Below are 25,758 nucleotides of genomic sequence, written 5' to 3'. Positions count from 1 at the left end.
AGCCTAAACCAGATTGCGCACGATGCTGCGATGCGGAAATGGTTTCATCTGCACGTATCTGCAGCAGAAGCAGCCGAGCGTGGGCTCGGCTCTACAGACATCATCACGCGCTATACCGTGTAGCGCCCGAGCCCATGCTCGGGCGGCGGCGCAGCCGCACAGGCGGCCGCTGTTGCAGCGGCCACCCTCATGCACGTATCAGCGCTTCTTCTTCGCCTTGCCCTGCTCGGCCGGGCCAATGGTCTGCTCCAGCCAGCGCTCGCTCTCGGCCAGCATGGTCATGATCGATTCGCGTGCGCGGTAGGCATGCGATTCGTTGGGCAGCATCACCAGCCGCGCGGTGCCACCCAGGCCCTTCACCGCGGCGAACATGCGCTCGCTCTGGATCGGGAAGGTGCCGGAGTTGTTGTCGTCCACGCCGTGGATGAAGAGGATCGGATCCTTGATCCTGTCGGCGTAGTTGAACGGCGCCATCTTCTGGTAGACCTCCTTTGCCTGCCAGTAGTTGCGTTCCTCGGCCTGGAAGCCGAACGGGGTGAGCGTGCGGTTGTAGGCGCCGCTGCGGGCGATGCCGGCCTTGAACAGGCGGGTGTGTGCCAGCAGGTTGGCGGTCATGAACGCACCGTAGGAATGGCCGCCGATGGCGATGTGATCGCGATCGGTCACGCCACGGCGCACCACCTCATCCACCGCTGCCTGCGCGTTGGCCACCAGCTGTTCGATGTAGGTGTCGTTCGGCTCCTTGTCGCCCTCACCGATGATCGGCATCGACGGGCTGGCCAGCACCACATAGCCCTTGGCCAGGAACGCCTGCGGGCCCCAGTAGCTGACCGCGTTGAAGCGGTACGGCGAATCGGTCACCTGGCTGGCCGCAGCCGCGCTCTTGAACTCACCCGGGTAGGCCCACATCAGCAGCGGCCGCGGGCCGTCCCGCTTGGGGTCGTAGCCCGGCGGCAGCAGCAGGGTCGCGGTCAGGTCGACCCCATCCTTGCGCTTGTAGCGGATCTGCTCCTTCTGCACGCCCTTCAACTGCGGCAGCGGGTGCGCGAAATGGGTCAGCGCGCGCGGTGCAGCACCGGCATCGGCCAGCGACTGCACGTAGAAGTTGGCCGGCTCATCCGGGCTCTCGCGGCTCAGCAGCAGCGAGCTGGCCTGGTCGTCCAGCAACGCCACCGGCAGCGAATAGCTCGGCGCCTGCGAGTGGAACAGGCGCGTTGCCTTGCCCGTGGCGATGTCGAAGCGGTCCACGAACGGACGGTCGCCTTCCGGCGAAGCACCGGCACCGGCCAGGTACAGGCTGCTGCCATCGGGGCTGGTCTGCAGCAGCGAACGACCCCGCTCGTCACTGGCCAGCAGCGGCCGGCCCGGATCGGCATAGCGGTCCTGCGCGTCACGATCCCACAGCAGGCGCGGCTCGGCACCGGCGTTGTCCGGGGCGATCAGCCAGGTCTTGGTCCTGCGGGTCTTCCACCACGATTCGGTCAGCAGGGCCAGGTCACCGCGGCCCCAGCTGATGCCGGCCAGGCGGCTGCCAAGCTGGGCCAGGGTGACCGGCGGTTTGTCGAACGGCGCGGCCTGCATCAGCACCGCATCGCGCACCTTGGCGTCCCTGTTCGGGTCGCCGCCGTCCTGCGCTTCGGCCCAGACCAGGGTGGCGTCGGCATCACCGCGCCAGCTGATGTCGCGCACGCCGGTCACTTCGGCATCGTTGCCGGTCGGCAGCCCTTCCACCAGCGGGCGAACGGCGACGGTGTGCACCAGCTTGCCGCTGGCACGGTCGATCACTTCGATGCGGCGCGGGAAACTGCTCACCGGCACCACGTAGGAGTACGGGCGCTGCACCGGCTGGCGCAGCACGAAGCGGCCATCCGGCGACACCGAGAAGCCCATGAAGATGCCGGCCGCGCCGATCGCGCGGGTGCTGCCATCCAGGCCGACTTCCATTGGCTGGGTAGTGGCGTAGTAGTCGAACTGGCGTGCGTCGGCCTCGTTCTTCAGCAGGTCCTGGTAGGTACGGATCGACACCACGCCGCCGCCCTGGCTGGTCTGCTGCACGGCCGGGCCGGTCGGAATGCCATCGGCGGGCGGGGCCGCACCGAGGTTGGCCGGGCGGGTGAACACCACCAGGCCGCGGCTGTCCGGCAGCCACTGGTAGCCGCTGCCGATCACCGTGTTCAGGCCGGCAACCAGGCGACGGGCACTGCCGCCGGCCACGTCCACCAGCCACAGTTCATTGGCGCCACTGGCAGCGTCGACCTGGTTGAAGGCAAGCCACTTCTGGTCCGGCGACCACATCACACTGGCGATCGACAGCTTGGCCGGCAGGCCGCTGATCTGCCGCTCCTTGCCGTCGGCCACGTTCATCAGCCACAGCTTCTCGCCGAAGCTGAAGCGGCTGTCGGAGAACGTGCGAGGGTTGATGCGCAGGCCAGCCAGCTTCAGTTCCGGCTGCGCCACCACCTGGATCGAAGGCAGCGACGGCATCTGCATCATCGCGGCCACGTCGCGGCGCGGCGACAGGAACAGCGACGGCGCGCGCGGGGCGTCGACCACTGCCTGCAGTGCGGCCGATGGCAGTTCGTAGCCATTGACGCCCTGCGCCTGCGCCGGAGCTGGCTGCGAGGCGGCCGCCCAGGCCAGCGGGGCCACCGCCAGCAGCCCCATCGACAGGACCAGGCCGGTCCAGCGCCGTGTGCGGCGCGCGTGCATGCTCATCGTTCCACCTGTGTGATGCGTGAAAACACCGACCTTAACAGGCCGTGCGAGCGGCCCCATCTGCCGATGGTTGGGTCATGCCGATGTCATGCCGGGGCCGCGATATAATGGGGTTCTCCCCTGCCGAGGGGCGCTGCGACCGGATCCCACGAGGCCCGGCCAGGCTCGGTAAGGTGGCTTTGTAACAACGGCGCCCGGCTAGATTCGAGCATCCGCTCGTCCACAACCGGAGCACACGAATGAACGCTGTTGCCAAGACCTTCTCCACCGAAGGTGACTACAAGATCCGCGATATCACGCTGGCCGACTGGGGCCGCAAGGAACTGGACATCGCCGAGCACGAAATGCCGGGCCTGATGTCGATCCGCCGCAAGTACCAGGCCGAGCTGCCGCTGAAGGGCGTGCGCGTGACCGGGTCGCTGCACATGACCATCCAGACCGCGGTGCTGATCGAGACCCTGAAGGACATCGGCGCCGACGTGCGCTGGGCCTCGTGCAACATCTTCTCGACCCAGGACCACGCGGCCGCCGCCATTGCCGCCACCGGCACCCCGGTGTTTGCCTGGAAGGGCGAGACCCTGGAAGAGTACTGGGACTGCACCCTGGACGCGCTGACCTTCACCCTGGCCGATGGCACCCTGACCGGCCCGGAGCTGGTGGTGGACGACGGCGGTGACGTGACCCTGCTGATCCACAAGGGCTACGAGCTGGAAAACGGCAGCGACTGGGTCAACACCGCCTCCGCCTCGCACGAAGAACAGGTCATCAAGAACCTGCTCAAGCGCGTGGCCAAGGAGCGCCCCGGTTACTGGGGCCGCGTGGTCAAGGACTGGAAGGGTGTCTCCGAGGAGACCACCACCGGCGTGCATCGCCTGTACCAGCTGGCCCAGGCCGGCACCCTGCTGATCCCGGCGATCAACGTCAACGACTCGGTCACCAAGAGCAAGTTCGACAACCTGTACGGCTGCCGCGAGTCGCTGGCCGACGGCCTGAAGCGCGCGATGGACGTGATGCTGGCCGGCAAGGTGGCCGTGGTCTGCGGCTACGGCGACGTCGGCAAGGGCTGCGCGGCCTCGCTGCGTGCCTACGGTGCGCGCGTGATCGTCACCGAGATCGACCCGATCTGCGCCCTGCAGGCGGCGATGGAAGGCTATGAAGTCAACACCATCGAATCGACCCTGGGCCGTGCCGACCTGTACGTCACCACCACCGGCAACCGCGACATCATCCGCATCGAGCACCTGAGCGCGATGAAGGACCAGGCCATCGTCTGCAACATCGGCCACTTCGACAACGAGATCCAGGTCGACGCACTGGTGTCCTACCCGGGCATCAAGCACGTCAACATCAAGCCGCAGGTGGACAAGTACATCTTCCCGAACGGCAACGCGATCTTCCTGCTGGCCGAAGGCCGCCTGGTGAACCTGGGCTGCGCCACCGGCCACCCGAGCTTCGTGATGTCCAACAGCTTCGCCAACCAGACCCTGGCACAGATCGACCTGTGGGCGAACAAGGACAGCTACGAGAAGAAGGTCTACCTGCTGCCGAAGAAGCTGGACGAGGAAGTGGCGCGCCTGCACCTGGAAAAGATCGGCGTGAAGCTCACCACCCTGACCCAGGAACAGGCCGACTACATCGGCGTGCCGGTGGAAGGCCCGTTCAAGCCGGACCACTACCGCTACTGATGCCTTCAGGGTGCCGGACAGCGGCCGGCACTACCGGTGCATGCGACACGGACGGGCGCCTTCGGGCGCCCGTTCTGCGTTGGCGCGCCACCGCCGCGCATCCACCCGCAGTAGCCTCGGTCAAGGCAACGCGCCCAGCGCGCGCTACGATGCAGCCATGACCCCGGCCATCAACCTGCTCAAGCGCGAGAAGATCGCCCACACGGTGCGCAGCTACGTGCACGACGCCCACGCCGAATCGTACGGCGGCGAAGCCGTCGACAAGCTTGGCCTCGATCCGGCCCAGGTGTTCAAGACCCTGCTGGCCAGCACCGAGGCACACGAACTGCTGGTGGCGATCGTGCCGGTGGCCAGCCAGCTGGACCTGAAGGCTCTGGCCGAAGCGGCCGGCTGCAAGAAATGCGAGATGGCCGCCGCCGACGCCGCACAGCGCGCGACGGGTTACCTGGTCGGTGGCATCAGCCCGCTTGGGCAGAAGAAGCGCCTGCGCACCTTCCTGGATGCCAGCGCTCAGGCATTGCCCGCGCTGCATGTCAGCGCCGGTCGCCGCGGCCTGGAAGTGGAACTGGCGCCGGCTGACCTGCTGCGCCTCACCGCCGGCCACTACGCTGCCATCGGCAAGTCTCGCTGATGCGCTGGCCCTGGTCTGCAGCGCGGATACCCCGTCTCGACGATGCACAGGCCGATGTGCTGTTGCAGGACCTGCTGTCGCGCGACGCAACGCGCATCACCGATGCCGCACGTAGCGTCGCACGGCTGTTCAGTGCCTCATCGTTGGACGCGTTGGCCACACATGTCGACCTGATCGAACGCAGCTGCGAGGGCATCGCCCTGGGCGGCATGCTGATCAGCAACCAGGCACACCTCAAGGCGGGCCTGCAACGGCTACGCTACTGGCAGGCGCGTAAGGGATGCCTGTGTGCGCTCAACCCCGGCTACCCGTTCTTCGATCCGCGTCGCCTGATCGAACAAGGGCAGATGCAGCTGCTCTCGTTGCAGGAGGCCGAGGAGGGTTGGGGCGATTGCCACACCATTGCCTGCACGCAATGCGGCCAGCATTGGCAGGCCATCGACCGCGAGTACCATTACCCGTGGTGGGAATGGAAAGCTGCCTGAAGGCCAAGCAGCCACGCATGGCGTGGCTCTACTGCGGCCCGCACATTCACGCGATGCGTGGATGGCAAATATTGCTCACGGCCGCCAGTTCGCGTTGTTCTCCCAGAACTCGACAGAACGCCGGTACGCCTCACGGTCCAGCGGCACGCCGGAGCCGCCCTCCTCCACGCCCAGCGCATTGCGCATCATCGTGATCGGCGCCATTGGCACCTCTTCCGGTTCGGCGGTGTAGATGCAGCCGACGATGCCCCAGTCGGCCTCGATCGGCGAACCTTCCCTGGCCAGCTGCTCGGCGCTGTACAGGATCACCACCAGGTAGTTCGCACGCGGCGATTCCACGCCCTCGAACCAACGCACCAGCACCGGCAATTCCTCGCGGTTGCGCGCTTCGTAACCACTGCGCAGCAGGTGGCGGTTGGCCTCGGTGACCGGCACCGTCAGGCAGCGCGTGCTGGTCCAGTTCTCGTAGACGAACAGCTTGCAGAACGGGGCGTAGCCGTCGAGCACCTTCAGCGGCGCCTGCGCATTGAGGTGTGCCTCGAACTGCTCGGCAGTGCAGTCCTGGATGGTGTTGCCGCGCGGCACGCGCGGGAACAGGCGGGGACGGGCGAAATCGGTGAGGACGATGGACATGGCGCAGGTGTGATCAGGAGTTCTGCTGCACAGGGTAACTGCTGGCAGCCCCTACAACGCCATCCGCTCGCGCAGTTCACGTGCCTGCCGCCGCGATACCTCCACCTCGCTGCCGTCGTCCAGCGTCAGGTCGTAGCCATCTGCAATGCTGGGCGTCACGCCACGAATGCGGCGCAGGTTGACCAGCGTGTTGCGGTTGGCGCGGAAGAACAACTCCGGCGGCAGGCGTGCTTCCAGCGCGCTCAGGCTGCGGGTCAGCAGGGCGTTCTGGTCGCGGAACCATAGCCGTGTGTAGTTGCCATCCACCAGCAGCCGACGGATCTCCGAGACCGCGACGAACCAGCAGCGTTCGCCCTCGCGCACGAACACCTGGTCCTGCGCGCCCAGCGTGCTGCGCGGCTCCGGCGTTTCGCCCGCCACCACCTCGCGCTGGCGCGCCCGCTGCAACGCTTCCAGCAAGCGCGGCGCCTCGACCGGCTTCACCAGATAGTCCAGCGCGTTGGCCTGGAAGGCGCGCACCGCGTAGGTGTCGTAGGCGGTAACGAAGACCACCGCCGGCACCGTCTCCAGCCCATCCAGCACATCGAAGCCGCTGCCGGAGGGCATCTGCACATCCAGCAGCACCAGGTCCGGCGCCAGTGTGGCGATCGCCTCGCGTGCAGCGGGCACATCGTCGGCCTCGCCCACGCACTGCACCCATGGCAGCGCCGACAACAGCGTGCGCAGCTCCTGCCGCGCCAGCCGTGCATCATCAACGATCAACACACGCAGCACGCCACTCATTGCGGAATCTCCAGCAGGGCCTGCATGCGGTCGCCGACCGGCTGCAACATGAAACTCCCCTGCGTGCCAAGCTGCGCACGCAGGTAGGCAAGGCCGACGCCATGGCCATGGGTGGGCTCGTTGGCGCCGCCCAGCGGATTGTCCACCTGCAGGCGCAGTACGTCATTGTCCAGCGTGGCCCGAATCTCTATCCCGCCGCCGCCCGGGCGGCTGGCGATGCCATGCTTGATCGCGTTTTCCACCAGCAGCTGCAGCGCCATCGCCGGCAGCTGTGCCTGCAGGGCGTCGGCATCGATCTGCCGGTTCACCTGCAGGCGCTGTTCGAAGTGGACTGCCTCGATGGCCAGGTAGTCGTCCACGACCGCCAGTTCCTCGGCCAGCGTGACCTGCTCGCTGCGGTTGTGTGCCAGCGCCTGGCGCAGCGTGCGCGACAGGCGGGTGACCATGTCGCGCGCACGCTCAGGATCTTCCAGGATCAGCGCACGCAGGTTGTTCAGCGCATTGAACATGAAATGCGGGTTGAGCCGTGCACGCAGTGCATCGCGCTCCAGCGCGCTGCGCTCGGCCTCGGCACGCAGGCGCGCCAGGTCCGCACTGCGTATCCGGCGCAGGCTGTGCAGGCCTGCCCAGAGCGCTGCCCACAGGGCCAGCATCACCGCAGTGGTGTACCAGTAGAGCAGCAGCGCCTTGGGGCTGAAGTCGGCCGTCTTCCGCCCCAGGCTCACCCAGTTCCAGGCCAGCGCCGAGTGCTGCGCGATGTTCACCAGCAGCTGCGCCACTGCCGCGCCCAATGCCACCGACAGCGCCAGCCGCAGCAACAGCCCGGCCGTGCCGCGCGCCCACCAGTCGGCACGCAGCGCCAGCGCACGGATGGCACCGCTGCACCCGAACAGGGCCAACGCCAGGCCCAGCGTGATCAACACGCCTGCGCTTCCGGCATCGCTGAAATAGGCCTGGCGCAGGCCGATTCCGGCAACGCCATAGAGCACCCACACCAGCGCATTGAGCAGCCAGAAGCGTACCGTCGAGGAGGAATCCGGCATGTCCATTCCGAGGCGTGTTGAAACTCAGTGGTGGTGGTCGAGGAAGGCCTGCACCTGACCGCGCAGCCAGCGCGGATCATCCCACATCAGGAAGTGGAACCCCTGCGCGCTCATCGCGATCTGCACGCCCTGAAGTTTCGCGTACTGCGCCTGGAACACCGCGCGCGTGCTGTCCTCGGTGCCGCCCATCGGCTGGTAGCCGGCCCAGCTGCCCAGCACCAGCGTCGGTGCGGTGATCGAGGCGATGCTGTCACGCAGGTCGGTGGTCATCACCGCATGCATGGCGTCAGCGGTGGTCTGGCGGTCGCTGGCTTCGCCCCAGCGCCCCAGTTCGGCCTGCCGCTGCGGATCGCGGGTCATGCCCGGCAGGCCGGCTTTCAGCTGCGCCTGCCACTGCGCGGCATCGGCGGCGAGCATGCCCTTGCGCAGCTGGTCGGCCATCGGCCGCACGCTGTCTGCGGTGGCGTTCGGGTCACGCGCCGCCGGCAGGAACGGCAATGCATCGACCACCACCAGCGCGCTGACTGCCTTCGGCTCGGCCTGCGCCATCTGCAGCCCCAGCAGGCCGCCAAGACTGTGGCCGATCACCACCACCGGGCCCAGCTGTTGGTCATGCAGGTAGGCCAGCAGCTGCCCGCGCATGGCCGCCAGGAATTCGGCCGGGCGCGGGTCGGCAGGCGCGGCGTCGGCAAAGCCCGGCAGCTGCACCAGGTGGCACTGCACATCCTCCAGCGCCAGGCAGGTCTCGCGCCAGACCTCGGCGCTGCTGTTCAGGCCGGGGATCGTCAGCAGCGGACGGCCCTTCCCGACTACCTCGACCTGCACCTTGCCCGCACCCGGGGCGCCGGCAGTGGCGGCATGCGCCGAGCCGGAACCGAGCACGGCCATCGCCATGCCGATCATCGCCAGCCGGGCCACGGCCTTCATTGCGTACCAGAGTGCCAGGAAGATCTTCATCGTCTGCTCCTTCATGGGATGGGTGGCGCCGGGATGGGAGCAGCGTGGGCCTGGCGGAGGCACCCCGGTTGCGATTTCGGAGCAGCGGCCGCACGGCGGGGCAAACGGTCGCGGGTTGGGGACGGCTGGCCTCAGCCAATCTTCAAGCATCCATCTTGATGAAGAGATATACTGTTTCGCACCCGCCGCCACCGCCCGTGCCATGACCGCCATCAGCTTCGAGTTCTATCCGCCCAAGACCGACGAACAGCGCAGCCAGCTGGACCGTGCTGCGGCCAAGCTGAAGGACTACGCCCCCGAATACGTGTCGTGTACCTTCGGCGCCGGTGGCTCGACCCTGAGCTACACCTCCGAGACCGTGCGCCACCTCAACCAGCACCATGGGTTCGATGCCGCGCCGCACCTGTCGTGCGTGGGCGGCACCCGCCAGGAGATCCGCGAGCTGCTCAAGCTGTACCGCGCCATCGGCTGCCGCCGCCTGGTCGCGCTGCGTGGCGACCTGCCCTCGGGCATGGGCTTTCCCGGCGACATGCGCTATGCCGCCGAACTGATCGCCTTCATCCGCGCCGAGCACGGCGATGCGTTCCACATCGAAGTGGGCGCGTATCCGGAGACGCATCCGCAGGCCTCCGATTCACTGGCTGACCTGAAGCACTTCAAGGCCAAGATCGATGCCGGTGCCGATGCGGCCATCACCCAGTATTTCTTCAATCCGGACGCGTACTTCCATTTCGTCGATGAAGTGCGGCGGCTGGGCGTGCAGGTGCCGATCACGCCGGGCATCATGCCGATCGCCAACTTCAGCCAGCTGCGCCGCTTCTCCGAACAGTGTGGTGCGGAGATTCCGCGCTGGATCAGTCGCAAGATGCAGGCCTATGGCGATGATGCGGAGTCGGTGCGTGCATTCGGCACGGAAGTGGTGGCCCGGCTGTGCCAGCGCCTGATCGAAGGCGGCGCGCCCGGCCTGCACTTCTACACGCTGAACCTGGCCAAGCCGACCACCTCGGTGCTGAAGCTGCTCCAAGGCTGAAAGCACGCCATGCGGACCGGATCGGCGCTACCCTGCGAGGATGATCCGGCTTTCCTTCCTGCTGTTGCTGCTGCCGCTGTGCGTGCTGTCGAGCGTCGCCCACGCACAGTCCACGCGCCTGAACCGCTGCACCGATGCGCAGGGCCAAAGCGTGTATACCGACCGACCCTGCGACAGTGTGGGTGCGCGGTCGCGGGTGCCACCGCCTGCGCCCAGCGGCAACATTCTGCAGCGCGATACCCTGGGGGCACGCTGCCCGCGGCGGCTGAGTGAACTAGTGGACGCATTGCGCAACGGCATCGTCAGCAATGATGTGAACCGGCTGTCCTCGCTGTACCTGTGGGGCGCGGTCTCCGATGCGGGCGCGCAGCGAATCCTCGGTCAACTGGAATCGCTGGTGCGGCGGCCGCTGGTGGACGTCGTGCCGGTGTATCCAGGACAGGGCCAGGACGCAGTGACTGACGAGGGCCAGGGCCCTGCTGCGCAGGGATCCGCCCCTGAGCCGACGGCTGTTCGCCATCCGGTCGGCCTGCGCCTGGAGCAGACCCTGCCAGGCAGCGTGGCGCGTGCCTCGACGGTGGTGGGATTACGGCGGCAGTACGGGTGTTTCTGGATCACGTTGTGATCGCGGGCATCCATCCACGCATGGCGTGGATCTACTGCTACCATTCCACAGGGTAGCGCCGGGCGATGCCCGGCGACCGACGCGGCTTTACGCCAGCCACAGCCCGCGAATAGCGGCGATGCCCTGGCCGCCATGGCGGCGCGCTTCGGCAATGTGACTGCGGCGCATGCCGCCCAGCGCATAGATGGGCAGTGACACCTGCGCGCGCAGCTCGGCGAAGGCATCCCAACCCAGCGGCACGGCATCTGGATGGCTGGGCGTGGCCTGCACCGGGCCCAGCACAGCGAAGTCGCAGCCCAACTGTTGTGCCTCCTGCAGTTGCTGCAGGTCGTGGCAGGATGCAGCCACCAGCTGGCCTTGGGGTAGCGGGCGCTGCGACAGCTGCAGCAGCTGTTCGCTGCCCAGGTGCACGCCCACGCCCAACGCACGCGCCAGTTCGATATCGCGGTTGAGCAACCATTGCACGCCGCTGCGGCGATGCGCACGCACGACCTGCTCGACCATCGCCTGCCGCTGCGGATGGGCCGTCGGCAACCGCAGTTGGATGCGCTGCTGGCCCGCAGCCACCACGCGCTGCAGCTGTTCATGCCAATGCTGCACGCCGCCCTCATCATCGGCCGGCGCCGGGGTGATCAGGTAGCTGTCGGGCTGGCGCAGGGCGGCCACCACCGGCAGGTCTGCCGGCGGCATTGAATAGCGGCCCAGCTTGTCCGGCGCCACCCAGGTGATCGCCTGGCCCTCCCGCCCACGCGGTGTCCCCTTCCAGCTGCGCACGTGGCGCACCTCCAGGGTCAGGTGCTTGTCCGGATAGCGCTGCGGCACATCCATCAGCCACTGGCCGACATCGGCCTCGATGCCCAGTTCCTCGCGCAGCTCGCGCACCAGCGCCTGTTCGGAGGTCTCGCCGGATTCGCGTTTGCCGCCGGGAAACTCCCACAGGCCGGCCATGTCGCGGTTCTCGGTACGGCGGTTGAGCAGCACGCGGCCACGGGCGTCGGTGATGACGGCGGCCACGACATGGATCGATCGGGTGGGGGAAGGCATGGGGGGAAGCATGCCCAGAACAGGGCGGCCGGCGCAATCACGGATCCGCTGCAACTCCCCTGCCACAAACGAAAAGCCCCGCTTTCGCGGGGCTCTTCGGCATCAGCTCAGCTGGCCGTGGCAGTGCTTGTACTTCTTGCCACTGCCGCACGGGCATGGATCGTTGCGGCCGATCTTCGGCTCGTCACGCTGCATCTGCGCCACGCCCTGCTGGGCAGCCTGCACCTGTGCAGCCTCTTCGTCGGCGCTGTAGCCGCCCGCGTCCTGGTGCTGGAACTGCGACTGGCTCAGGCGGGCTTCGGCCTGCTGCCGTTCGGCCGCTTCCAGCGCCTGCACTTCCTCGTCGCTGCGGATGCGCACGCGCGACAGCAGGGTCACCACTTCGCGCTTGACGTTTTCCAGCATGTCCGAGAACAGCTCGAAGGCTTCCTTCTTGTACTCCTGCTTCGGCTGCTTCTGCGCGTAACCGCGCAGGTAGATGCCCTGGCGCAGGTAATCCATGCGCGCCAGATGCTCCTTCCAGCTCTGGTCCAGAACGGTCAGCATCACGTGCTTCTCCAGCGCGCGCATGGTTTCTTCGCCCACGCCGGCTTCCTTCTCGGCGAAGTGCTGGTTGACGCGTTCCTGCACCTTGGCGGCAATCGCCTCGGCGTCCAGCTCCTCGTGTTCCTTGACCAGGTCGGTCAGCGACATCTGCAGGCCGAAGTCCGACTCCAGGGTCGCTTCCAGGCCTCGCAGGTCCCACTGCTCGTCGATCGAGTTCGGCGGCACGAAGCGGGCCACCACGTCGAAGATCACGTCGTCGCGGATGCCGTCGACGTTGTCCTTCACCGATTCGGCGTCCAGCAGCTCGTCGCGCTGGGCGTAGATCACCTTGCGCTGGTCGTTGTTGACGTCGTCGAAGTCCAGCAGGTTCTTGCGGATGTCGAAGTTGTGGGCCTCGACCTTGCGCTGCGCCTTCTCGATCTGGCGGCTGACCAGGCGGTCTTCGATGACGTCGTCTTCCTTCATGCCCATCATGCGCATGGCCTTCTGCACCCAGTCGGAGGCGAAGATGCGCATCAGGTTGTCTTCCAGCGACAGGTAGAAGCGGGACGAACCCGGGTCACCCTGGCGGCCGGAACGGCCACGCAGCTGGTTGTCGATACGGCGCGACTCATGGCGCTCGGTGCCGACGATGTGCAGGCCGCCCGCCGCCTTCACTGCCTCGTGGCGCTTCTGCCAGTCGGCCTTGACCGCGGCTTTCTGCTCGTCGGTCGCGTCCTCGCCCAGCGCGTGGAGCTCTGCTTCCAGCGAACCGCCCAGCACGATGTCGGTACCACGGCCGGCCATGTTGGTGGCGATGGTCACCGCGCCCGGACGGCCGGCGTTGGCGACGATGGTCGCTTCGCGGTCGTGCTGCTTGGCATTGAGCACTTCGTGCTTCACACCGGCCTTGCTCAGGTGCTCGGACAGCATTTCCGAAGTTTCAATCGAGGTGGTACCGACCAGCACCGGCTGGCCGCGCTTGGCGCACTCTTCAATGTCGGCCAGCACCGCATTGAACTTGCCCTTGCGGTTGAGGAACACCTGGTCCGGGCTGTCCTTGCGGATGGTCGGGCGGTTGGTCGGGATCACCACCACTTCCAGGCCGTAGATGCTCTGGAACTCGAAGGCTTCGGTATCGGCCGTGCCGGTCATGCCGGACAGCTTCTTGTACATGCGGAACAGGTTCTGGAAGGTGATGCTCGCCAGCGTCTGGTTCTCGCGCTGGACCGGCACGCCTTCCTTCGCTTCCACCGCCTGGTGCAGGCCATCGGACCAGCGGCGGCCGGCCAGGGTACGACCGGTGAACTCGTCGACGATGACCACTTCGCCGTCGCGCACGATGTAGTCAACGTCGCGCTGGTAGATAGCGTGCGCGCGCAGGGCGGCGTTGAGATGGTGGACCACGGTCAGGTTCTGCGCCGCGTACAGGCCTTCGGTTTCGCCGTTGAGGATGCCGGCTTCAACCAGCAGCTGCTCGGCGTGCTCCATGCCCGCTTCGGACAGGTGCACCTGCTTGCCCTTCTCATCGACCCAGAAATCACCTTCGCCGTCCTCGCTCTCCTGCTTGACCAGGTGCGGCACGACGCGGTTGACACGGATGTACAGCTCCGGGGAATCGTCGGCCGGACCGGAGATGATCAGCGGGGTACGCGCTTCGTCGATCAGGATGGAGTCGACTTCGTCGACGATGGCGTAGTGCAGGCCGCGCTGGTAGCGGTCGGCCTTGGACAGCGCCATGTTGTCGCGCAGGTAGTCGAAACCGAATTCGTTGTTGGTGCCGTAGGTGATATCCGCAGCGTAGGCTTCGCGCTTGTCGCTGTGCGGCATGCCCGGATACACCACGCCCACGCTCAGGCCCAGCCAGTTGTACAGCTTGCCCATCTGCGCGGCGTCGCGGCGGGCCAGGTAGTCGTTCACGGTGACCACGTGCACGCCCTTGCCTTCCAGCGCGTTGAGGTACACCGGCAGGGTCGCCACCAGGGTCTTGCCTTCACCGGTACGCATTTCTGCGATCTTGCCCAGGTGAAGCACCATGCCGCCGATCAGCTGCACATCGTAATGGCGCATGCCCAGCACGCGGCGGCCGGCTTCGCGGCACACCGCGAACGCTTCCGGCAGCACCTTGTCCAGGGCTTCACCACCGGCAATGCGCTGCTTGAACTCCGGCGTCTTGGCCTGAAGCTGCTCGTCGGAAAGCTTCTCGATCTCCGGCTCCAGCGCATTGATCTTGGCGACGATGCGGTTGAGCTGGCGCAGCTGTCGTTCGTTACGACTGCCAAATACGCGGGTAAGCAGGCTGTTGATCATTGAAGGAACCGGGTTGGATGGACACGACGCCCGGCCTCCCCCTGGGGATCCGTCCGCCGCAAACGAAACAGGGCGCCTGGCGCCCTGTCGATGGCAACACCCATTGTAGCTTGGGACGGGCGGCTGAGGTTTCAACCCCGAGGGGGTAGTGCCGGCCGCTGGCCGGTGATCCGCGATGCTGCCGAAGATCATGAGGTTGCCGGCCAGCGGCCGGCACTACCAGATCAACTGCATCGGGTCAGAGCCCTCCCGCGGCGCGGAAGGGATCCGACCCGGGATCAGCCGCGGCTGACGCGGCCGACCGGCGTGTTGCCGCCGTCGCCGAGGAATTTGCGCGGGTTGACCACGTTGCCGTTCTCCCACACCTCGAAGTGCACGTGGGCGCCGGTCGAACGACCGGTGGAACCGGCCTTGGCCACTTCCTGGCCGGCACGGACCAGGTCGCCGGCCTTCACCACCAGGCGGGAATTGTGCGCGTAGCGGGTGACGTAGCCATTTCCGTGGTCGACGTCGACCACGTTGCCGTAGCCCCCCTTCACGCCGGCGAAGCTGACCACGCCTTCGGCCACGGCCATAACCGGGTCACCGACCTTGGCGTGGAAGTCCATGCCCTTGTGGGTGGCGGCGCCTCGGCCGAACGGGTCGGCACGGGTGCCGAAGCCGGAGGTCACGTAGCTGTTGCGGATCGGCATGCGCGAAGGCACGGCGTTCTGCTGCAGCTGGTGGTCGAACATCAGCGACTCCATCACCGACAACTGGCGGCCTGAAGCAGCGAAGCGCTGCTCCAGCACCTGTAAGTCGGCGTTGACGTCCTTGACCGGGATGTCGCTGGTCGGACCGCCTGCGTCACCGTCACCGAGACCGGGGGTCTCGTTGAAGTCGAACTCGCCATCCTCCAGCTTGCCCATCTGGGTCAGCCGTTCGCCGAGCGCGTTGAGGCGGGTGGCCTGGGCCTGCAGCTCGCCGAGACGGGCCGCCAGCGCGTTGACCTGGGTCTGCGCATCGCGCTTGACCTTGGCCAGCTCCGCATCCTGGCGCTCGACCTTGGCCTGCAGCCGGGAATCATTCAGCGCGCTGACGCCAATGCCGCCAGCAAGGCCGATAATGCAGCCTACCCCGAGCACGCTGCCCAGCAGGGCGCGGGGGCGGTCCTCGAAATAGAACCGCAAACGCGTGATCGGCGACGATTTGGCCTGTCCTTCACGCGTTTTGATTACGATCTTTTTGAATGCCATCAGTGAGTTTTCATGTCTGAGCCGAAATCCAGCGTTCGCCCCGCGTCGGCACCGAAACCGGCGCTGGATGCGGTAATGGCGGACAAAAGCGGGAACCCGCTGCGGCGTGCCCTGTGGCTCGACGCGCTGGACCGACAGTTGCGCCCCCAGTTGCCGCCACCTCTGCGCAGCCGCTGCCGGCTGGCCAATGTGGACGGGGAACACCTCGTTTTTCTCGTCGAATCCCCGGTCTGGCATGCCAAGTTGCGGCTTGCCGAAGCCCAGTTGCTCGACGCGGCCCGTTCCATCGGGCTGAAGGCCACCAAGGTGACCATCAAGACTGCGTCTCCCACTCCCACGCGCTCCCCAGCGCTCGACAACCGGAATGGACCCCACGCAGTTTCAGCCGCCACGCACAAAGGGCTACGCGACGCCTTGGCTTGCCTGCAGGACGTTCCTTCCAAACCGAAGAAACGGTCATGATGGCAACGGAGCATCCGGCTCCGCTCCCCGTCGCGCGTGTCACCACGGCGTGAAACATTTCGGGGGCCGGGTCGCATCCTAGCGGCCATCCAGGGGCCTGTCGTTAGATTGTTGTTAAAACGGCGTTAAATTCAGGCTTCGGATCCAACAGGTTCACAAAACCGTGACCTCGAACCGGCCTTGATGCCTTTTCAAGCACACTGAATGCGTCGTCTGCGCCGGAAACAACAACGCCGCCTTGGATGGCGGCGTTTTTATCTTTAAATTCAACGACCTACGGAATCAGGCATAGGCCGGAGTGGCGTATTCGACCGGACCCGGGGTGGCAGGCGAGTCGAAGCTGACCCATTCCCAGGCAGTGGCGTCGGCCATCAGCGCCCGCACCAGCTTGTTGTTGAGCGCGTGGCCGGATTTGAAGCCCTCGTAAGCGCCCAGCACCTGGCCACCGGCCAGGTAGAGGTCGCCGATCGCATCGAGGATCTTGTGGCGCACGAATTCGTCGGCGTAGCGCAGGCCGTCTTCGTTGAGCACGCGGAACTCGTCCAGCACGATGGCGTTGTCCATCGAACCGCCCAGGCCCAGGTTGCGCTCGCGCATGTATTCCAGGTCGCGCATGAAACCGAAGGTGCGCGCGCGGGAGATTTCCTTGGTGTAGGCCAGCGTCGAGAACTCGATTTCCTGGCGCGACTGCTTGGCCGGGATCATCGGGTGGTCGAACTGGATGGTGAAGCCCAGTTTGTAACCCTCGTACGGGGTGAAGCGGGCCACCTTGTCGCCCTCGGTCACTTCCACGGTCTTCAGCACGCGGATGAAGCGCTTGGGCGCATCCTGTTCCACGATGCCTGCCGACTGCAGCAGGAACACGAACGGGCCGGCCGAACCGTCCATGATCGGCAGCTCGGCCGAGGACAGTTCGACGATGATGTTGTCCACACCCAGGCCAGCCAGCGCCGACATCAGGTGTTCGACGGTCTGGATCTTGGCGTCGTTGCAGGTCAGGCCGGTGCACAGGGTCACTTCGGTGACCAGCTCGGCCTTGGCCGGCACTTCCACCACCGGGTCCAGGTCCACGCGGCGGAACACGATGCCATGGTTGACCGGTGCCGGGCGCAGGGTCATGTAGACCTTGTCGCCGCTGTGCAGGCCAACGCCGGTGGCGCGGATCGTGTTCTTGAGGGTGCGTTGCTGGATCATGGGGGATGGACCGGAAGTGACACATTAGATTAACACGCACGCTCCCCTACCCCGGCTGAAACGCCGGCAGGACGCGCGTGAAGCAGGGCGGCCGGGCCCATCCTGGCCCGGCGCCCGCGTTTTCAGGACATGGTGGCGCTACCCGGGGAGGACAACCCCGGGCCGCCCCGCTCAGTCCGCCTGGCGGCGCAGGAACGCCGGGATGTCCAGGTAGTCGTTCGGCAGTTCCGCCGCAGCCGGTGCCGAAGCCGACGGGGCCGACGGGGCCGAAGCCGCTGCGGTATCGCTGCTGGCACGACGCAGGCCCAGGCCCATGCCACCGACGGCCTTGGACACAGCGTCGCCGCCGTTGTCGAAGTCACCGAATTCCGGCTGGCCGGTGGTGGCATTGCGGACCAGCTTGATCGGCGCACGCTCGCCCGGACGCTGGGTCTTGCTGGCCGACACGCGGTTCAGGCCGGTAGCGACCACGGTCACGCGCACTTCGTCCTGCATGTCCGGATCCAGCACGGTACCGACCACCACGGTGGCGTCTTCGGAAGCGAAGCCATCGATGGTGCGGCCGATCTCGTCGAACTCGGCCATGGTGAAGTCCGCACCGGCGGTGATGTTGACCAGGATGCCGTTGGCACCGGCCAGGTTCACATCGTCCAGCAGCGGGTTCTGGATCGCGGCTTCGGCGGCGGCCTGGGCGCGGTCATCACCACGCGCGGTGCCGGTACCCATCATCGCCAGGCCCATTTCGGACATGACGGTGCGCACGTCGGCGAAGTCGACGTTGATCAGGCCCGGACGCACGATCAGGTCGGCGATGCCCTGCACGGCGCCCTGCAGCACGTCGTTGGCGGCACGGAAGGCCTGGATCATGGTCGCGTTGCGGCCCAGCACGGTGATCAGCTTCTCGTTCGGGATGGTGATCAGCGAGTCGCAGTGCTGGCTCAGTTCCTCGATGCCCTTCAGCGCCACCTGCATGCGGCGACGGCCTTCGAACGGGAACGGCTTGGTGACCACGGCCACGGTCAGGATGCCCATTTCCTTGGCCAGCTGTGCCACCACCGGCGCAGCGCCGGTGCCGGTGCCGCCGCCCATGCCGGCGGTGATGAACACCATGTCCGCGCCCTGCAGCGCGTCCATGATGCGCTCACGGTCTTCCAGCGCGGCCTGGCGGCCGACTTCCGGGTTCGCGCCTGCGCCCAGGCCCTTGGTCACGTTGGTACCCAGCTGCAGCTGCAGCTTGGCACCACAATTCTTGATGGCCTGCGAGTCGGTGTTGGCGGTGATGAATTCCACGCCGTCCACCGCCGAGTTGACCATGTGCGCCACGGCATTGCCGCCGCCGCCGCCCACGCCAACCACCTTGATCACCGCATTGGGTGCCATCTTTTCGATCAGTTCAAAATGCGCCATGTCCGTGTCCTCGTTGTATCCGCTTGTCGGTGGCATGGACGGTCGGGCCTCCTGCCTTCGCGTGTCATGTTGCCGTTGCGGCTGTGTGGGTTGTGTATTGCGTTGTTGCGTTGTGATGCGGGTACTGCGGGTGTTGCGCCGGGCCGGGCCCGGAGTTGCGGGTTCCGCGTCAGAACTCGCCGCGGAACCAGGTCTTGAGTTTCTTGAACATGCTTCCAGCGCGCCCGGTCGGCAGCGATGGCCGCCGCGGGTGCTCGATCTGGCTGCCCATCAGCAGCAGGCCCACGCCGGTGGCGTGCACCGGGTTGCCCACCACTTCGCCCAGGCCGGTGACGTGCTGCGGGATGCCCACGCGCACCGGCATCTGCAGCATTTCCTCGGCCAGTTCGACCACGCCCTCCATCTTCGAGGCGCCACCGGTCAGCACCATGCCGGCGCGCACCAGTTCCTCGAAGCCGGAGCGGCGCAGTTCGGCCTGCACCATCTCGAAGATCTCCTCGTAGCGGCCCTGCACCGCCTGCGCCAGCGAATGGCGCGGCATGCGGCGCGGTGGACGGTCGCCCACCGACGGCACCTGGATGCTTTCCTCGGCGGTGGCCAGCTGGGCCAGGGCGCAGGCGTAGCGCACCTTGATCTGCTCGGCTTCCGGGGTGGGCGTGCGCAGCATGTGCGCGATATCGTTGGTGACGTGGTCGCCGGCGATCGGCAGCGAGGCCGTGTGGCAGATCGCGCCCTGCACGAACACCGCGATGTCGGTAGTGCCGGCGCCCATGTCGACCAGCACCACGCCCAGCTCGCGTTCGTCAGCGGTCAGCACCGCAACGCTGGAGGCGAGCGAGGACAGCACCAGGTCGTCCACCTGCAGGCCACAGCGCTGCACGCACTTGCTGATGTTGGCTGCGGCCGACTGCGCGCACACCACCAGGTGCGCATGCACCTCCAGGCGCACGCCGGTCATGCCGACCGGGTTGCGGATGCCTTCCTGCGAATCGTCCAGCACGTACTCGCGCGGGATCGCGTGCAGGATCTTCTGGTCGGCCGGAATCGCCACCGCCTTGGCCGCATCGAGCACGCGATCCAGGTCGCCCCAGGTCACTTCCCCGTCGCGGATCGGCACGATGCCGGGCGAGTTCTTGCACTGCACGTGGTTGCCGGAGATCGAGGCGTACACCGAGCGGATCTCGCAGCCGGCCATCAGCTCGGCTTCTTCCACCGCGCGCTGGATCGACTGCACGGTCGATTCGATGTCCACCACCACGCCGCGCTTCAACCCGCGCGATTCGTGCGAGCCGATGCCGATCACTTCGATCGGGTTTCCCGGCGAATACTCGCCCACCAGCGCCACCACCTTGGAGGTGCCGATGTCCAGGCCAACGATCAGTGATTTGTCACCCTTGCGATTCATGTCCTTTCCTGCGTCCTGCTGGCTGGGGTCGCCGGCGTTTTCGCCGGCGTGGCCGGGGTACCCCAGCTCAGCGTGAAACCATTGGTGTAGCGGAGGTCGGCGCGCTTGATCGGCGCGTCCTGGCGGTTGAGCTGTGGCAGTACCTTGACGAAGCGCTGCAGGCGCGAGCGCGCATCGTCACGGCCGACCACCACTTCGGTGCCGTTGCTCAGCACCAGCGACCAGCTGCCGCGTGCATCCATCGTTACCCGGCGCACATCGACGCCGGCCGGTGCGAACAATGCACGCGAGTCGCTGTACAGCTTCATCACTTCTTCGGTCTGGCTGTCCGGCCCGTCCAGTTCGGGCAACGCCAGGTCGGCCAGCTTCTTCGGCGTGGGGAACAACTTGCCCTGCTCGGAAACCAGGCGGTCGTTGCCCCAGCGCGCGAACGGCTTGTGCTCGACCAGGGTCACTTCCAGCACGTCCGGCCACTGCTTGCGCACCCGCGCGCTTTCCACCCACGGCAGTTTTTCCAGTGCGTCCTGCGCGTCCTGCAGCTTGACCGCGAAGAAGCCGGCGCGCGCATACGGCAGCAGCACCTGCTGCAGCTGCTCGGCCGGTACCCGCTTGAACTCGCCATGCACGCGCAGCTTCGCCAGCGGCCAGCGCTCGGCGCCGACCCAGCCATTGACCACGGCCACCACCGGCAGTGCAACCACCGACAGCGCCAACAGCCAGACGAAGATGCGCAGCACCGCGTTCATGCGTGCGAAGCCTCCAGGGTCTGTTCCAGCACGCGCCACACCAGTTCCTCGAAACCGATGCCGGCCTGGCGGGCCGCCTTGGGTACCAGCGAATGGCTGGTCATGCCCGGCGCGGTGTTCACCTCCAGCAGGAAGAAACGGCCGCTGCTCCGGTCGCGCATCACGTCCACGCGGCCCCAGCCACGGCAGCCGGCCGCGCGGAACGCGGCCAGCGCGATGCGGCGGATTTCCGCTTCGTCGCCACCCTCCAGGCCCGGGCAGAGGTACTGGGTGTCCTCGGCGATGTACTTGGCGTTGTAGTCGTACCACTGGCCCTTGGGCACGATGCGGATCGACGGCAGGGCAACGTCGCCGAGGATGGCCACGGTCAGCTCATCGCCCACCACCATCTGCTCCATCAGCAGCTGGCCGTCGTAGCGCGCGGCCAGGGTCACGGCCTCGTCCAGGCCAGCCTCGTCGGTGACCCGGCTGATGCCCACGCTGGAGCCTTCGTTGGCCGGCTTGACCACCACCGGCAGGCCCAGCTCTGCCGCCAGTGCATGCACCGTGGACGCGTCGACCTTCCGGTACTGCGGCGTCGGCAGGCCCAGCGACAGCCACACCTGCTTGGTGCGGATCTTGTCCATGCTCAGCGCCGAACCCAGCACGTCCGAGCCGGTGTACGGCACGCCGAAGGCGTCCATCAGGCCCTGCACGATGCCGTCCTCACCGCCACCGTTGTGGCCATGGAGGATGTTGAACACACGGTCGATGCCACCGGCGGCCAGCGCCTTGGCCAACGCCGGGATGCCATCGACGGCGAACGCATCGACGCCGCGCGACCGCAGGGCTTCGAGCACGTTGCGGCCCGAGTCCAGCGACACCTCGCGTTCGCTGGAACTGCCACCGAGCAGCACGGCGACGCGGCCGAACTCGGCTGGGTCGGTCACGCGCAGCGGCGGGAAGGTCAGCGTGCTCACGCCTCGCCCTCCCCCTTGAAGCCTTCCACCGCGATGTGGGTGGCCACGGCGCCGATGTCGCCCGCCCCCATCATCAGCAGCAGGTCACCGTCCTGCAGCACGTCCGGCAGCACGCTGGCCAGTTCGGCAGCCTTGCCCACCACCACCGGCTCGCTGCGACCGCGGGCGCGGATGGCGCGGGCCAGCGCATGCGAGTCGGCACCGGCAATCGGTTCCTCACCGGCCGGGTAGACCTCGCTCAGTACCAGTGCGTCGACGCTGGACAGCACCGCAGCGAACTTGTCGAACTGGTCACGGGTGCGGCTGTAGCGGTGCGGCTGGAAGGCCACCACCAGGCGCTTGTCAGCCCAGCCACCGCGGGCCGCGGCGAACACGGCCTCCAGCTCGCTCGGGTGATGGCCGTAGTCATCGATGATACGGACCTTGGCACCACTGGCGGTGGTCACTTCGCCCAGATCGTTGAAGCGACGGCCGACACCGGCGAAGCTTTCCAACGCACGCGCGATGGCATCCGGCGCCACGCCCAGCTGCCAGCCCACTGCGGCGGCGGCCAGCGCGTTGAGCACGTTGTGCCTGCCCGGCAGCGCCAGCACCACTTCCTGGCTGGTGCCCTGCGGCAGGCGCAGGGTGAAGCGCATGCGCGGCCCTTCCTGCACCACGTTCTCGGCGCGCACGTCGGCCTGCGGGCTCATGCCGTAGCTCATCACGTGACGCGGGGTTTTGGCGGCCAGCGCGGCCACTTCCGGGTCATCGATGCACAGCACGGCCAGGCCGTAGAACGGCAGGCGCTGCAGGAATTCGGCGAACGCCGCCTGCACGCGGGCAAAGTCGTTGCCGTAGTTTTCCAGATGGTCGGCATCAATGTTGGTGATGATCGACATCAGCGGGTTCAGGCGCAGGAAGCTGCCATCGCTTTCGTCGGCCTCGGCCACCAGCCACTGGCCTCCGCCCAGCTTGGCGTTGGCACCGGCCGCCAGCAGCTGGCCACCGATCACGAACGTCGGGTCCAGGCCACCTTCGCTCAGCACCGCAGCAGTCAGGCTGGTGGTGGTGGTCTTGCCATGGGTACCGGCCACGGCGATGCCGCGGCGGAAGCGCATCAGCTCGGCCAGCATCGCCGCACGCGGCATGATCGGAATGCGCTGGCTGCGCGCTTCCATCAGTTCCGGGTTGTCTTCGCGGATGGCACTGGAGACCACCACGCAGTCGGTGCCCAGTACGTTGGCTGCCGAGTGGCCGCGCATGATGCGCGCACCCAGGCTGGCCAGCCGACGGGTTGCCACGTTGTCGGCGTTGTCCGAGCCGGACACCTCATAGCCCAGCGTCAGCATGACTTCGGCGATACCGCTCATGCCGGTGCCGCCGATGCCGACGAAATGCACGCGCGGGAACGCGCGTACCAGGTCGTTGGTGTCGTGCAGGCGACGGATCATGCGCGGCCTCGCGCAGGGCAGGCGCGGTGGCATGCCTTCTTCATACAGCTTCCTCAAGAATGATATCGGCGATGCGCTCGGCGGCATCGACCTTGGCCAGGGCACGCGCGGCTTGCGCCATCTGCATGCGGCGGGCGGGATTTTCGGACAGATCGCGCAGCAGTGCGGCAATGCCGTCGGCCAGCGTTCCGTCCTGCTTCAGCAAAACCGCAGCACCGCGCTCGACCAGATACTCCGCATTGCGGGTCTGGTGATCGTCGACGGCAGCGGGGAATGGCACCAGCACACTGCCGACACCGACCGCGCACAGCTCGGCCAGCGTCGAAGCGCCCGCGCGGCACACCACCAGGTCGGCCCAGGCGAAGGCCTCGGCCATGTCGGCGATGAACGGCGTGATGTCGGCCAGCACGCCGGCCTTTGCATACGCCTCCACCGCTTCGGCGTGCATTTTCTCGCCACTCTGGTGGCGCACCTGTACCGGAATGCCGGCGCCGAGTGCGGCGATCGCCTGCGGCACGCCGGTGTTCAGTGCACGCGCGCCCTGGCTGCCGCCAACCACCAGCACGCGCAGCGGTCCGTGGCGGTCGGCGAAGCGCTGTTCCGGCGGTGCGGTGGCGGCGATCTCTGCGCGCACCGGATTGCCGACGAACTCCTCACGCTCGGCGAAGGTACCCGGGAAGCCGGTGAGGAGGCGGCGCGCATAGCGCGACAGGATGCGGTTGGTCATGCCGGGCGCGCGATTCTGTTCGTGCACCAGCAGCGGGAGGCCGTGCAGGCGGGTGGCCATGCCACCGGGGCCAGAGGCAAAGCCACCGAAGGCGACCACCGCACGCGGCTGGCGCTTGCGGATGATCATGCCGGCAGCGCGCAGCGCGCGCATCAGCCGCCACGGCGCGCCCAGCAGGGCCAGCTTGCCCTTGCCGCGCAGGCCGGTGATGGCCAGCGTGTCGATTGGAATGCCGTGCTGCGGCACCAGTCGCGTTTCCATCGCGCCGTCGGCGCCCATCCAGGCCACCGGCACGCCGCGCTCGCGCAGCACGCGGGCCACAGCCAGGCCGGGAAAGATGTGACCGCCGGTGCCACCGGCCAGGATCATCACCGGGCGCACGCTATCGGTGGCCGCGCTCATGACAGCCTCCCGAAGGTCGGTTCGATACGCGACTGAAGGCGGCTGGTGCCGCGCGCGGCGTTTGCTGGAGCTGGGGCTGCGGCCGTCGCCCCGGCGCTGATCGGCGCGCTGGCGGCCACCTGCACGGCTGGCTCGCCCACCGGCTCAGCAGCTGCGTCTTCGGCACCACCGATGCGCACGGCCTGGCGGCGCTCGGCACGCTTGAGTTCATAGGACACGCGCAGCAACAGGCCCATCGCAACGCAGGTCATCAGCACCGACGAACCGCCGGAGGAAATCAGCGGCAGAGTCAGTCCCTTGGTCGGCAGGATGCCCAGGTTCACGCCGATCGAGACGAAGGTCTGCATGCTGATCCACAGGCCGATGCCGAAGGCGATGTAGCCAGAGAAGTGGCGCTTCATTTCCACGCAGCGCATGCCCAGCCAGAAGGTCCGGCCGACCAGCAGCGCGTACAGGGCCACGATCACGCAGGTGCCCAGGAAGCCGAATTCCTCGGCGGTGACCGAGAAGATGAAGTCGGTATGCGCTTCGGGCAGGTAGTACAGCTTCTGCACCGAGTTGCCCAGGCCGACGCCTGTCCACTCGCCACGGCCCACTGCCATCAGCGCGTTGGACAGCTGGTAGCCGTCGCCCTGCTGGTCGGCCCACGGGTCCAGGAAGGAGGTGATGCGGCGCATGCGGTAAGGCTCGATGATCGCCAGCGCGCTCATGCCGACCAGGCCGATGATCACCGGCATCGACATGCGCGGCATGTTCACCCCGCCCAATACCAGCATGCCGGCGGTGATCGCCAGCAGCAGGGTGGACGAGCCGAAGTCCGGCTGCAGCAGCAACAGCACCACCAGCGCACCGGCCACGCCCAGCGGCTTGAGCATCGCCGGCCAGGTCGCGTTGACCTCGTCGCGGAAGCGCACCAGGTAGCTGGACAGCCAGACGATGTAGAGCACTTTCACCGCCTCGACCGTCTGGAACTTGGAGATGCCCAGGTTGATCCAGCGGCGCGCACCGTTGACCGTGCTGCCCAGGCCCGGCGCGAACACCGCCAGCAGCAGCACGAAGCAGCCCAGCAGCAGCATCTGGTTGTACTGCTCGATGGACTTCAGCTCGGTACGGGCGGCAAGCACCGCCAGCACGATACCCACCGCCAGGAAGATCAGGTGGCGGTTGAGGTAGTAGAACGGGCTGCTCATCAGCGCGATCGAGCTGGACGCCACCATCACCACGCCAATGCCGGTGAGCGCGATGATCGCGCCCAGCAGCCACTTGTCGTAGCTGCCTTCGATGGCTTCAAGGCGTGTTGCCTGGCGGGACAGGTCGTTCAT

21 protein-coding genes, 1 pseudogene and 1 riboswitch are annotated in these 25,758 nt (G+C 67.0%); of the genes and pseudogenes, 6 read left to right on the top strand and 16 right to left on the bottom strand.

The genetic code is table 11. From position 1 onward, the window contains the following. Positions 1 to 198 precede the first annotated feature (198 nt). The gene (locus tag AC5P8C_RS15255; RefSeq protein WP_495219036.1) at positions 199 to 2,715 is read right to left on the bottom strand and encodes a S9 family peptidase; all 2,517 of its coding nucleotides are present in this window, start codon (positions 2,713 to 2,715) and stop codon (positions 199 to 201) included. Positions 2,716 to 2,834: 119 nt separating this feature from the next. After that, a riboswitch (S-adenosyl-L-homocysteine riboswitch) is annotated at positions 2,835 to 2,918 on the top strand. Between the two features lie 36 nt (positions 2,919 to 2,954). On the opposite strand from AC5P8C_RS15255, the gene ahcY reads away from it, so the two are divergent. From ahcY to AC5P8C_RS15240, 3 genes are all read left to right on the top strand, one after another. Beyond that, positions 2,955 to 4,400: an adenosylhomocysteinase gene (ahcY, locus tag AC5P8C_RS15250; protein WP_019661087.1), complete on the top strand. Its 1,446-nt coding sequence runs from the start codon at positions 2,955 to 2,957 to the stop codon at positions 4,398 to 4,400. Positions 4,401 to 4,557: 157 nt separating this feature from the next. Further along, complete coding sequence (gene ybaK / locus AC5P8C_RS15245; protein WP_495219035.1) at positions 4,558 to 5,031, top strand: Cys-tRNA(Pro) deacylase; 474 nt, start codon at positions 4,558 to 4,560, stop codon at positions 5,029 to 5,031. Continuing rightward, complete coding sequence (locus AC5P8C_RS15240) at positions 5,031 to 5,516, top strand: hypothetical protein (RefSeq protein WP_495219034.1); 486 nt, start codon at positions 5,031 to 5,033, stop codon at positions 5,514 to 5,516. The genes ybaK and AC5P8C_RS15240 overlap by 1 nt, the downstream gene beginning before the upstream one ends. A 75-nt stretch (positions 5,517 to 5,591) precedes the next feature. On the opposite strand, the gene AC5P8C_RS15235 is transcribed toward AC5P8C_RS15240, so the two are convergent. From AC5P8C_RS15235 to AC5P8C_RS15220, 4 genes are read right to left on the bottom strand one after another with little or no spacing between them, the layout of a single operon-like run. After that, the gene (locus AC5P8C_RS15235) at positions 5,592 to 6,149 is read right to left on the bottom strand and encodes a DUF3228 family protein (RefSeq protein ID WP_010481895.1); all 558 of its coding nucleotides are present in this window, start codon (positions 6,147 to 6,149) and stop codon (positions 5,592 to 5,594) included. A 51-nt stretch (positions 6,150 to 6,200) separates the two neighbouring features. Further along, the gene (locus AC5P8C_RS15230) at positions 6,201 to 6,932 is read right to left on the bottom strand and encodes a LytR/AlgR family response regulator transcription factor (RefSeq protein WP_233653208.1); all 732 of its coding nucleotides are present in this window, start codon (positions 6,930 to 6,932) and stop codon (positions 6,201 to 6,203) included. Beyond that, positions 6,929 to 7,975, bottom strand: a complete 1,047-nt coding sequence (locus AC5P8C_RS15225) for a sensor histidine kinase (protein WP_495219033.1) — start codon at positions 7,973 to 7,975, stop codon at positions 6,929 to 6,931. The genes AC5P8C_RS15230 and AC5P8C_RS15225 overlap by 4 nt, the downstream gene beginning before the upstream one ends. A 24-nt stretch (positions 7,976 to 7,999) precedes the next feature. After that, a complete protein-coding gene (locus tag AC5P8C_RS15220; protein ID WP_233653209.1) occupies positions 8,000 to 8,932 on the bottom strand; it encodes an alpha/beta fold hydrolase in 933 nt (310 codons plus the stop codon). Between the two features lie 202 nt (positions 8,933 to 9,134). Between AC5P8C_RS15220 and metF the strand changes: the two genes are divergently transcribed. Continuing rightward, positions 9,135 to 9,962 carry a methylenetetrahydrofolate reductase [NAD(P)H] gene (metF, locus tag AC5P8C_RS15215; RefSeq protein WP_019661081.1) on the top strand — a complete coding sequence of 276 codons (828 nt, stop codon included), beginning with the start codon at positions 9,135 to 9,137 and terminating at the stop codon, positions 9,960 to 9,962. 40 nt (positions 9,963 to 10,002) lie between these two features. After that, positions 10,003 to 10,587, top strand: a complete 585-nt coding sequence (locus AC5P8C_RS15210) for a DUF4124 domain-containing protein (RefSeq protein ID WP_058980414.1) — start codon at positions 10,003 to 10,005, stop codon at positions 10,585 to 10,587. An 87-nt stretch (positions 10,588 to 10,674) separates the two neighbouring features. Here the strand turns inward: AC5P8C_RS15210 and AC5P8C_RS15205 are convergent, their stop codons facing one another. The 3 genes from AC5P8C_RS15205 to AC5P8C_RS15195 all read right to left on the bottom strand — a co-directional run bounded on the left by AC5P8C_RS15205 (position 10,675) and on the right by AC5P8C_RS15195 (position 15,701). After that, positions 10,675 to 11,631: a Nudix family hydrolase gene (locus AC5P8C_RS15205; RefSeq protein ID WP_495219032.1), complete on the bottom strand. Its 957-nt coding sequence runs from the start codon at positions 11,629 to 11,631 to the stop codon at positions 10,675 to 10,677. 102 nt (positions 11,632 to 11,733) lie between these two features. Continuing rightward, complete coding sequence (secA, locus tag AC5P8C_RS15200; protein WP_019661078.1) at positions 11,734 to 14,466, bottom strand: preprotein translocase subunit SecA; 2,733 nt, start codon at positions 14,464 to 14,466, stop codon at positions 11,734 to 11,736. A 278-nt stretch (positions 14,467 to 14,744) separates the two neighbouring features. Further along, positions 14,745 to 15,701: a M23 family metallopeptidase gene (locus tag AC5P8C_RS15195; RefSeq protein WP_019661077.1), complete on the bottom strand. Its 957-nt coding sequence runs from the start codon at positions 15,699 to 15,701 to the stop codon at positions 14,745 to 14,747. A gap of 12 nt (positions 15,702 to 15,713) precedes the next feature. On the opposite strand from AC5P8C_RS15195, the gene AC5P8C_RS15190 reads away from it, so the two are divergent. Next, positions 15,714 to 16,163, top strand: coding sequence for a DciA family protein (locus AC5P8C_RS15190; protein ID WP_026347140.1), 450 nt, complete (start codon positions 15,714 to 15,716; stop codon positions 16,161 to 16,163). Between the two features lie 282 nt (positions 16,164 to 16,445). On the opposite strand, the gene lpxC is transcribed toward AC5P8C_RS15190, so the two are convergent. The 8 genes and pseudogenes from lpxC to ftsW form a co-directional block, all read right to left on the bottom strand. After that, a complete protein-coding gene (gene lpxC, locus AC5P8C_RS15185; RefSeq protein WP_019661076.1) occupies positions 16,446 to 17,357 on the bottom strand; it encodes a UDP-3-O-acyl-N-acetylglucosamine deacetylase in 912 nt (303 codons plus the stop codon). 171 nt (positions 17,358 to 17,528) lie between these two features. Then, positions 17,529 to 18,764, bottom strand: a complete 1,236-nt coding sequence (ftsZ, locus tag AC5P8C_RS15180; RefSeq protein ID WP_010481920.1) for a cell division protein FtsZ — start codon at positions 18,762 to 18,764, stop codon at positions 17,529 to 17,531. A 169-nt stretch (positions 18,765 to 18,933) separates the two neighbouring features. After that, entirely contained in the window at positions 18,934 to 20,169 is a 1,236-nt protein-coding gene (gene ftsA, locus AC5P8C_RS15175; RefSeq protein WP_005408083.1) for a cell division protein FtsA, read from the bottom strand. 68 nt (positions 20,170 to 20,237) lie between these two features. Beyond that, positions 20,238 to 20,915, bottom strand: a pseudogene (locus AC5P8C_RS15170) (cell division protein FtsQ/DivIB); the annotation flags it as partial. After that, positions 20,912 to 21,874, bottom strand: coding sequence for a D-alanine--D-alanine ligase (locus tag AC5P8C_RS15165; RefSeq protein ID WP_019661074.1), 963 nt, complete (start codon positions 21,872 to 21,874; stop codon positions 20,912 to 20,914). The pseudogene AC5P8C_RS15170 and the gene AC5P8C_RS15165, both read right to left, overlap by 4 nt. Then, on the bottom strand, positions 21,871 to 23,307 hold the full coding sequence (gene murC, locus AC5P8C_RS15160; protein WP_019661073.1) for a UDP-N-acetylmuramate--L-alanine ligase: 1,437 nt from the start codon (positions 23,305 to 23,307) through the stop codon (positions 21,871 to 21,873). Before murC ends, AC5P8C_RS15165 begins: the two co-directional genes overlap by 4 nt. 40 nt (positions 23,308 to 23,347) lie before the next feature. Further along, complete coding sequence (gene murG / locus AC5P8C_RS15155) at positions 23,348 to 24,436, bottom strand: undecaprenyldiphospho-muramoylpentapeptide beta-N-acetylglucosaminyltransferase (RefSeq protein WP_495219030.1); 1,089 nt, start codon at positions 24,434 to 24,436, stop codon at positions 23,348 to 23,350. After that, the gene (gene ftsW, locus AC5P8C_RS15150) at positions 24,433 to 25,758 is read right to left on the bottom strand and encodes a putative lipid II flippase FtsW (RefSeq protein ID WP_019661071.1); all 1,326 of its coding nucleotides are present in this window, start codon (positions 25,756 to 25,758) and stop codon (positions 24,433 to 24,435) included. Before ftsW ends, murG begins: the two co-directional genes overlap by 4 nt.

It is taken from the genome of Stenotrophomonas sp. YJH_SMC_46 (assembly GCF_059370315.1).
Note: the sequence above shows the minus strand (reverse complement) of the source record. Positions and strands in the feature narration are given on the sequence as shown.